The organism is Roseiarcus sp. (genome assembly GCF_052145395.1).
In the GTDB taxonomy this organism is placed as follows: domain Bacteria; phylum Pseudomonadota; class Alphaproteobacteria; order Rhizobiales; family Beijerinckiaceae; genus Roseiarcus.
This window is the reverse complement of the sequence record NZ_JBKQOT010000175.1, coordinates 1-7808: the sequence shown is the minus strand read 5'-3', so window position 1 is coordinate 7808 and position 7808 is coordinate 1. Positions and strand designations below refer to the sequence as shown.

Below are 7808 nucleotides of genomic sequence, written 5' to 3'. Positions count from 1 at the left end.
CGCCACAGAGCGCCACAGGCATAGTCAGCGATGGTTGCCTTACGGCGGATTTCATCGGCCGCCGGCAGAGGCTAAAGCGTCCGCCGGACCCACTGCGACCATCACCTGAGTCAACGGGATAAGCGTCATTCGTTACGGCTATGCGTGGAGCGGACCTTCGCGTGGTAAGATAAATTCAAGCGGTTGCTGTTGCGCTTCGAATTCAAACAGCAGCGACACTACGGCATGAAACTGATGGCCTACACATTGATCAATCTGAGGCATTTCTGTGGTGCCTGAAACTCGCAACCACCTCCTTGGGATTGAAGCCTTCCTCCGGGAGGCCGCTCCCGCGGCTCTAGGCCTTGCTTCGTCTGAAGTCGCTGCCGCCGGAAGTGAGAAAACCGCGAAGCTCGACGTTTTTTCGTACGAGATCAAGTTCGCGGTGGTTACAAACTCTGGCATAATCCCCTGTGGAAGCTGGTTAATCTCACAGCAGGATTCAGTCCGCTACCCTTGGTAAACGTCAGTCGTACGCGAACGCATGATTTAACGTTGACGTTCGGTCCCGGAACGAATGCGCCAACGGACTTTGCCCTCCAGTCCAACATGAGGCAGGGACAAGGTTTCCAGTGAGGGGCTGGGAGTCGTTACCACACGCCTTTGGGGCCGAACGACGCTTTGTCGCGGGTGACCTAAAGTTCCCCGAATCGAACGTCGGTCAGCGCCAGCGCCAACGAAAACGAGATTGGCGGCCGCTATCCCTCTGAAATGAGTAAGCGTTGTCACATGGTCACAATCTTACGCAAGGACGGCAGCTATGGTAGACTGGCATACACAAAAAGTTTACGTCTTTTTGGCATGCTGATGCGAGCGATGACCTCAAGGTGTGACATTGAACGTTGTTCAGATCACGAACCTGTCCTGGGTCTCCAGGTGGCGCGGTTCGAAAGTGTTTGTCGTGGGAGACGTGATGCTCGACAAGTTCGTCTACGGCCACGTCGAGCGGATCTCTCCGGAAGCGCCGATTCCGGTTCTCCATCATCAATCCGAGAAGGCGATGCTGGGAGGCGCAGCGAATGTCGCTCGCAACGTCGTAGCGCTCGGCGGCAAAGCGATCCTTGTGGGAGCGGTCGGCGATGATGCGGAGGGCGACCAAGTCGCGGGTCCTCTTGTCGACGGCGAGGGGATTGTCGGCCGCTTTGTCCGCGCGGCTGGCCATCCGACCACGACTAAAGTTCGATATGTTTCCGGCGGCCATCAGATCATGCGGCTCGACATCGAGCGGCGGCTTCATCTCGGACCCCACGAAGTCGAAACGATTTGCGGTTGGCTAAACGAGGTTGTCGACGATGTTTCCGCCGTCGTGGTGTCGGACTACGCCAAGGGCGTGCTGATCCCGGTTCTTGTCCGGCAGATTATCGATATCGCTCGCTCCCGTGGCGTGCCAGTTGTGGTCGACACCAAGACCCACGATGTGGCCCGCTACGCAGGCGCGACCGTGATGACGCCGAACGCATCCGAGGCGGCGGTCATCACCGGCGTCGAGTGCGCGGACGACCATCATGCCGAGATCGCCGCAAAAATACTTTACGAACGCGCGAAGATCGACGCGGTGGTGCTCACACGCGGCCCGCAGGGAATGACCATTTATCATCCTACCGATCCCGAAGGATCGGTCGCCCATGTCCCGGCAAATGCGCTTGAAGTGTTCGACGTTTCCGGCGCAGGCGACACAGTCGTGGCCGCGCTCGCGCTGGCGCTGTCCGTCGGCGCCCCCGTCAAGACCGCCGCCCGCATCGGAAATGCGGCGGCAGGGATCGCGGTCGGCAAGCGCGGAACCGCGGCGGTGAGGGCGCGCGAACTGTCGACCGCGCTTGCCGGCGGCGAAGGGGATCCGAAAATCGTCGACCACGAAGGCGCGGCGGAGATCGTCGCCGACTGGAAAGCGCACGGCCTCAAAGTGGGCTTCACCAACGGATGTTTCGACCTGCTTCACCCCGGTCACGTCGAACTCCTCAAACGTTCCCGCGCGGCTTGCGACCGGCTTGTTGTCGCCCTCAACACCGACGCCTCCGTTCGCCGCCTCAAGGGCGAAACCCGGCCGGTTCAGAATGAGCATGCGCGGTCCGTCGTGATGGCGGCAATGGACAGCGTCGACCTGGTCACGCTTTTCGACGAGGACACGCCGATCGACCTGATCCGGCTGCTGCGGCCGGATCTTCTCATCAAGGGCGCCGATTACACCGTCGCGACGGTCGTCGGGGCGGATTTCGTCGGTTCTTATGGCGGTCGGGTCGTTCTCGTGCCAATCGAGCATGGCCACAGCACGACGTCGGTCATCGCCCGCGCGAACAGCCGAGCCCGCTGACCTGGGCGCGCGCCGCGCGCGGATCATCAGCCCAGGCCCGTCCGGCGTCCTTCGGACGAAGCGTCGCCACGTTCCGCGACCGCCGCGCTGTAACCGTCGCTGTCGACGAGGCGATAGCCGGCGGCCACGACCGCCGCGCCGAACAGTCGCTCGGTCGCGTGCTCAAGCCCCCCATCAAGAAGGCCCTGCTCCTCGGGAAAATCCTTGGAGAGCTTGAGCTTGCGCAGCGGCGCCAGCGCTTCCGGGCGCACCCAGAACATCGTTCCGCCGAAGAAATCGAGACGAAACTGGTCGGGAGGTATGCCCATCGTCTGCGCGAGTTGTAGCACGCGGTCCTTGTTGACCGACCACGACAGCTCCTCGGAGTAGGTCTCGCTCGGCAACCGAAAGGCGCGCGGCCCAACCATACCAACCGACGGGTCCCGCTCGAACATATCGACGATTGAGCGAGCGAGGTTCGGCGCGGCGAGAAGATCGAACAGAAGGCGTCGCCTCCAGAGCGACCCCATATACGACTTGCGCCCCCCGTCGCTCGACTTCTTCCCGTGAACCTTGCAGACGTAACGGTACCCGTCGAGTCGGCCCCGCTCGAGAAGCGTGAGAAACGGACGCACGTCGCGTCCCCGGTTCTCCATCACCTCGATCTCCGCCTGCGGAAACTCGTGACGGATCGTTTGGATCAGGCGTTCGTGTCCCGGAACCGTGGTCACGATGAGATCGAAGGGAACCGCGAGACGCCTCAGCACGCCGGCGATGTCGCCCCAGGTTTCCTCGTAGTAGATATGGACGACGATCGCCAGCGGATGCGGTCCCTGCCCCTTCGCCTCGGCGCGTCGCGAAGGCTCCTCCTCGTCCCAGCCATCGAGCAACTCAGGATGCGCGGCGATGAGGTCGCCGTCGAGCGAGACGCCGATGTTGAACATATGCTGGTTGAAGGTCGTGAAGCGCTTGCGCTCGGGCTTGGGCCCATAGGAGAAGACGGAGAAGTCCTCAAACGTCAGATACTTCTTCTTCTTGAACAGCAAAGCGAGCCGCAACCGCACCCAGAAGGAAGTCGCGGCGTCGAGCCGTTCCACCCGAAAGTCCTCCGTCTCGATGGCGAGTTCCTCGGCGCCGGACGGAATGACGAAATAGCCGAGACCGATCGAATAGGGCAGCAGCAGGTTCTTGCTGGCCTTCGGGCCTTCGATGCGAAGCTGGGCGATGTAGTCCCCCGCCTGAGGCTCAAGCGGGCGCAGCCGATAGGCGCGCTGAAACAGCGATTGAAAACGGTTCATCGACATCCCTGCTGGTCGCTTCCTAGCCGGGCGAAGCCCCCGCATCAACACTGCGCCCACGCTTGACCGGACCGCGGGGGCCGCATAGCCAGGACGAGCCGAAGGCCGGACGCGCCGCGCAGCATGGCGCGAAGCGCCGAAGGCGGCGCAGCCGAAGCCGCGACGAAGCTCTCCCAGGACAAGCCGATGACCGCTGACGCGCCCAATATTCTCCTCGTCATGGCCGATCAGATGGCCCCGGCCTTCCTGCCGATCTACGACGACGGGGTCGCGCGCGCGCCGCACATGAAAAATCTGGCGCGCGACGGCGTGGCGTTCGACAGCGCGTATTGCGCCAGTCCCCTCTGCTCGCCCTCGCGCGCCTCGTTCATGGCCGGGCTCCTCCCCTCGCGCACGCGGGTCTACGACAACGCCGCGGAATTCTCGGCCGACATTCCGACCTTCGCCCATTATCTCAGAGTGCGCGGCTACCGGACCATCTTGTCCGGTAAGATGCACTTCTGCGGCCCGGATCAGCTGCACGGTTTCGAGGAGAGGCTCACGACCGACATCTATCCCGCCGACTACGGCTGGACGCCCGACTGGGACCATCCGGACGAGCGGCCGAGCTGGTACCACAATATGAGCTCCGTGGCGCAGGCCGGCGTGTGCCTGCGCACCAATCAGCTCGACTTCGACGATGAGGTCGCCTTCGCCTCCGAGCGCGCCATCTACGAGATCGCCCGGGCGAAGGACCGGCGCCCGTTCCTGCTCGTCGCCTCCTTCACCCACCCGCACGATCCGTTCGCCGTGCCGCAGCGATATTGGGACCTCTATCGCGACGAGGACATCGCCCCGCCCTCGGCGCCGGTCGCGCCTGAAGCGCTCGATCCGCATTCGCGCCGCCTCCGCCATGTCTGCGCCATCGACGCCGAACCGGTCACCGAGGCTGAGGCGCGCGCCGCGCGCCGCGCCTATCTCGGCGCGATCGCCTATGTCGACGACCAGCTCGGCCGGCTGATGACCGCCCTGCGCTCGAGCGGGCTGGCCGAGAACACGATCGTCGTGCTGACCAGCGACCACGGCGAAATGCTCGGCGAACGCGGGCTCTGGTACAAGATGAACTTCTTCGAGGGCGCCTCCCGCGTGCCGCTCGTCGTGGCGTCCCCCGGCCGCTTCGCGCCCCGTCGCGTCCCGGCCAGCGTGTCCCTCATCGACCTCATGCCGACGCTCGTGGATCTCGCCGGAGGCGACGCTGCGACGCTTTCGGGCTCGATCGACGGCCGCAGCCTGACGCCGCACCTCTCGGGTCGGCCCGGCCATGACGAGGCGATCGGCGAGTACCTGGCGGAGGGCGCGATCGCGCCGATGGTGATGATCCGCCGGGGCCCGTTTAAGTTCATTCATTCGCCGCCCGACCCCGATCAGCTTTTCGACCTTGCGGCCGACGCCGGCGAGCGCGACAATTTGGCCGCCGGTCACGCCCATGCCGAGAGGGTCGCCGGCTTCCGCGACGAGGTCGCGCGGCGCTGGCGGCTCGATGTCCTCGACGCCGAAGTGCGGGCGAGCCAGCGCCGCCGGCGCCTCGTTGCCGCCGCGCTGACGACGGGCGAAGTTCGGGCCTGGGACTTCCAGCCGTTCCGCGACGCCGGCAAGCAGTACATCCGCAACAGCATGGCGCTCGACGACCTGGAGGCGATGGCGCGCTTCCCTCGGGTGGCGGGCCCCTGAGACGGTCCCGCCATTTCCGCGTCGGTTTCCAACCTTTTCAAGGCGTTGCGGCGCTTTTTCCAGCCCGTGCGATGGTCTCGAAGCATGGCGGCCGCCGCCAACCGCAGCCGTCATGCGGGAGCCTCGCGGGGCCCGGAGCCCGAGACGCGGGGGCGATCGCTCTTCGCGCAGGCCACCGTTTTCCATCCCCAGTATGCCTAGCACATTTTTCTGAAAAAGGAAAGATTTTGGCGCGAGATCGCGAAGGCGCGCCCGTCCGCGCGAGGCCTGGCGCCGCCGCAATGGGCCGGGCGCGAAAGGGTCTTGTGACGCGGGTCTGGGGTTCCCGGGCCCGCACGGGGCCAGTTGGCGACCTTACGCGGCTGAAGACCCAGCGAAGGCTTCGGCTTCGCCGAGTGCGCGCGCCGAGGGTCGCGCCGGCGCGTTCTCGGCGACCAGCCGGACTTCGCCGACCGCCTTCTCCCCGAGCCGTCCCTCGAGCCACGCCGGCAGGAAGGACTCGAGCCAAGCCGCCACCTGGCCGTCGTGCTGGAACCAGCCGCCGAGGTGGCCGGGACGCTGCTGCGCGCCGGGACGGGTCAGCCGCTCGGCGCCGCGCAGGGTCCACTTGCACATCATGTGGTAGGTGACTTCCGGGTGGAACTGCAGCGCAACCGCATGGGCGCCGTACCGATAGGCCTGATTGGGGAAATCCTCACCGCCTGTGGCCAGCAATTCGGCGCCGGACGGCAGGTCGAAGCCGTCCGAGTGCCATTGATAGACGCAGCGCGGAAAGCGCTCGGCGCAGAGGCGGTCGGCGGCGGCGGTCGGCCGGATGGGGAAATAGCCGATCTCGCTGCGCTTGTCCTCGTAGCTGAACACCCGCGCCCCGAGTTGGCGGGCGAGCATCTGGGCGCCAAGGCAGATGCCGATGAGCGGTTTTCGCTCGGCCAGCGGAACGGCGAACCAGTCGATTTCGCGCCTGATCCAGTCGGCGGGATCGTTGGCGCCCATCGGTCCGCCGAACACGATCACCCCGTCGTGTTCGGAAAGCGTTTTCGGCAGCGGTTCGTCGAGGCTCGGACGGCGGATGTCGAGGCGCGCCCCCATGGCCTTGAGCGCCAGCCCCACCCGACCCGGCGTGGAATGCGCCTGATGCAGGACAATCAACACAACCGGGCGACGAGCCAGGCTCGCCATCGATCCGTCTCCCATTCCATCGTCCCGCCGCGGCCTCGACCCTGATTCGGACTATAGCAATGCAACTTCCGCGCCGGAAGCGTGCGGGCGCATGCACCGCGCGCCAGCCCGCAATTTTTGCCCTGCGCGCCTTGCTTTCGCGGCGCGGCGTCGATATAGACACGGCCCTGCCCGCGGCCGGCTCCCATCGTCTAGCGGTCCAGGACGTCGCCCTCTCACGGCGAAAACAGGGGTTCGAGTCCCCTTGGGAGCGCCAATCATTTCAATGATTTAATGGGAGCAGGGAAGTTCGTGTCCCGTCTGTGTCCAGTTCGCGTTTTGGTTCCATATGATCAACCGCGAATGACGGCGAACGGGTCAGCTAACTTCAGGCCGTCGGGAAAAAGCGCCGCATGGCCGCAACCATAGGTCCCGTGCGGTCCTCAGTGTCAGATTCAAACGATTCCACAGTTAATTTATGGTACTTATCGCCATGGGCTCCAAAAAATAACTTGACGCATCAGTATATTTGTGACATAATGGCATTGTGGGAATTCATGTGCGCGTCAAGCGTCACCCATCCCCACACCCACCATTGTGATCGCGTTCGCGCGTCGTTCGCGTGCAACACGGGGACCCCCTTCGGGGTCCTTTTGATTCGAGGAGCCTATTATCCATGACTACCCCAACCCAACCAAAACCAACACCCGTGCCCGCCATCCTCGTCTACGGCACACCCAGCGGCCCCGCGTTGACGCAAGCCTCCTGGTTCCGGGCCGAAGACAAAGAGGCCGTTAAGGCGGCCGCGGAGGCATTGAAGTTTTCGGTGGTCGAACTGCAGACCGATGCGGATAGGGCTCTGGCTGCCGGGGCGCATGAGGGCGTCCTCAAGGGGAGCGGTCGCATGATCGTCGGCTCAGTCTCCGCCGAGGTCTACCGGCGCATCGAAGAGCATGTCCGCAGGGGAGTGGGTGCCCCCGACGCGTCCAAGGCGGAGAATGCCGCGGCGACGACCACGAAATCCGCTTTAGAACAAACCAAGAACCATCCCCTTTCCGCCCCAGTGGCGACCGACGGGTCCGACCTCGTCGGCGCGACCGACGCTTGGGATGCCCTGAAGGTCGGTTCGTACGTGGTCGGGAAATATTGGGAAAGCGATGGCGAGCCGTACGGTTGGTGGCTCGGCGTCATCGCCGGCATCGACAAGAATGACTTCATCATTCGCTGGCCCGACGAGCCCTTGAAGCCCGCACTGAAGATCGAGCGGAAGCACATCGCCCTCCTGCACCCCGCGTTCGACGTCACGCGCGAGT

The 7808-nt window shown here is 64.4% G+C and carries 4 protein-coding genes, 1 tRNA gene and 1 pseudogene; 4 read left to right on the top strand and 2 right to left on the bottom strand.

The genetic code is table 11. From position 1 onward, the window contains the following. Nucleotides 1-874: 874 nt before the first annotated feature. Complete coding sequence (gene rfaE1 / locus ACLP25_RS06210; protein WP_442468353.1) at nucleotides 875-2350, top strand: D-glycero-beta-D-manno-heptose-7-phosphate kinase; 1476 nt, start codon at nucleotides 875-877, stop codon at nucleotides 2348-2350. Nucleotides 2351-2376: 26 nt separating this feature from the next. Here the strand turns inward: rfaE1 and ACLP25_RS06205 are convergent, their stop codons facing one another. Further along, nucleotides 2377-3627, bottom strand: a complete 1251-nt coding sequence (locus tag ACLP25_RS06205; protein ID WP_442468352.1) for a rhamnan synthesis F family protein — start codon at nucleotides 3625-3627, stop codon at nucleotides 2377-2379. A 186-nt stretch (nucleotides 3628-3813) separates the two neighbouring features. Between ACLP25_RS06205 and betC the strand changes: the two genes are divergently transcribed. Then, on the top strand, nucleotides 3814-5337 hold the full coding sequence (gene betC, locus ACLP25_RS06200; protein ID WP_442468354.1) for a choline-sulfatase: 1524 nt from the start codon (nucleotides 3814-3816) through the stop codon (nucleotides 5335-5337). Nucleotides 5338-5691: 354 nt separating this feature from the next. Here the strand turns inward: betC and ACLP25_RS06195 are convergent, their stop codons facing one another. Beyond that, nucleotides 5692-6516 (bottom strand): glutamine amidotransferase, encoded by an 825-nt coding sequence (locus tag ACLP25_RS06195; RefSeq protein ID WP_442468351.1) that lies wholly within the window; start codon nucleotides 6514-6516, stop codon nucleotides 5692-5694. 180 nt (nucleotides 6517-6696) lie between these two features. Between ACLP25_RS06195 and ACLP25_RS06190 the strand changes: the two genes are divergently transcribed. Together ACLP25_RS06190 and ACLP25_RS06185 are read left to right on the top strand one after the other, a co-directional pair. Continuing rightward, nucleotides 6697-6772 (top strand) — tRNA-Glu (locus tag ACLP25_RS06190). 399 nt (nucleotides 6773-7171) lie between these two features. After that, nucleotides 7172-7808, top strand: a pseudogene (locus ACLP25_RS06185) (hypothetical protein); the annotation flags it as partial.